2 protein-coding genes are annotated in these 1313 nt (G+C 50.5%); both read left to right on the top strand.

Features of this window, described 5'->3' with window-relative positions:
- The first annotated feature begins 36 nt into the window (after nucleotides 1-36).
- Complete coding sequence (locus tag KDK13_RS04210) at nucleotides 37-330, top strand: hypothetical protein (protein WP_257283677.1); 294 nt, start codon at nucleotides 37-39, stop codon at nucleotides 328-330.
- Nucleotides 327-1313: PilW family protein (locus tag KDK13_RS04205; RefSeq protein WP_257283676.1), on the top strand; the 987-nt coding region annotated here is incomplete at its 3' end. The genes KDK13_RS04210 and KDK13_RS04205, both read left to right, overlap by 4 nt.

Below are 1313 nucleotides of genomic sequence, written 5' to 3'. Positions count from 1 at the left end.
AGAGTGCTGTTGGCCTGAATACGGTCCAGCATATCCGTGGCCAGAAGCGGTAACAGTTATCAGGTAGGTTTAAATGATCGTGAATACAGCCAATGCATTAATAGCGGCTACTCCAATAGCTGCGAAGCTGGAAGCTGCAGCCCTGAGCAGATGGCGGCTTACGATATTTTGCAATGGAAGTTTCAGCTGACCTGCCAGATTCCGGGAACCAAGGGTTCAATTACCTATCAGGACAGCGATGGTGTTCGAACGTATATCATTCGTCTGAGTTTCCCGGATATGGGCAACAGGGTCCCCCTGAGTGATGTGGTATTAAGAGGGATACTATGAAACGGATTGAGAACGGATTCTCACTGGTTGAATTGATGATTGCCCTGGCCCTTGGACTGGTTCTTTTTACCGGGGTTGGCCACCTGGTGCTGGCATCCAGCCGGTCGTGGGCATTGCAGGATGAACTGGCACGGGTTCAGGAAAACGCCCGGCTGGCCCTGGATATTCTGGGGCAAAGTATCAGTACCGCGGCCTATACTGGCTGTCCTGCCCAGGCAAAGCTGGCCAATTTAGTCTATTCCGACACTGATAATCGTCAGTGGATGATGCATTTTGATAAAGGCGTTCTGGGTATTCCTTCTGGTAACAGCGTTACACAACAGCTGGACAGTAATGCGATCTCTGAAGCCATTATTATCCACAGCGTCGATAGCAATCAGACTACCCTGGTCAGTGGCCATAATACTGGCATTGCTTCGGTCACACTGGCTGAAAGCCGTAGTCATGATGAAGGTGATCTTCTGGCTCTGATTTCGTCAGACTGTAGACAGGTTTCCATTTTCCGGGCAGGTGCTGCAACAACCAATAGCGTGGTGACTCATCCGGCTGCAGCCAGCGGCAGCCTTTATAACTGTATAAGTCAGTTACAGGGTAACTTCAGTTGCCATGGAAGTACGGTCGGTTCTGGCAATATCAACCACCGGGGATCACGACTGGCACCCTTGCAGTCTTATGCCTTCTATCTGAGGGAAAGTAATAATGTACCAACACTGTACCGGAAACTGGCGGGTGAATACGCCAGTGGCAATAGTATTAATGCAGAAGCGCTGGTTGAAGGCATTGAAGGGCTGAGTATTCGTTATGGGCTGGACAGTGATAATGACGGGGTTGCCAACCAGTATATGACAGCCGGTGAAATAACACCTTACAGCGATGAATGGCGGAGTGTTATTACGGTCAAGCTTGAACTGCTGGCTCGGAGTTTCACTGAAGTGGCCCCGGAAGCTCAGGCCTATTTCTTTGCCGGCCAGCGAGTGCTACCC

This window comes from Endozoicomonas sp. SESOKO1, from assembly GCF_024606265.1.
Classification (GTDB): Bacteria; Pseudomonadota; Gammaproteobacteria; order Pseudomonadales; family Endozoicomonadaceae; genus Endozoicomonas.
The sequence above is the reverse complement of the archived record's forward strand: the minus strand, read 5'-3'. Positions and strand labels throughout refer to the sequence as shown.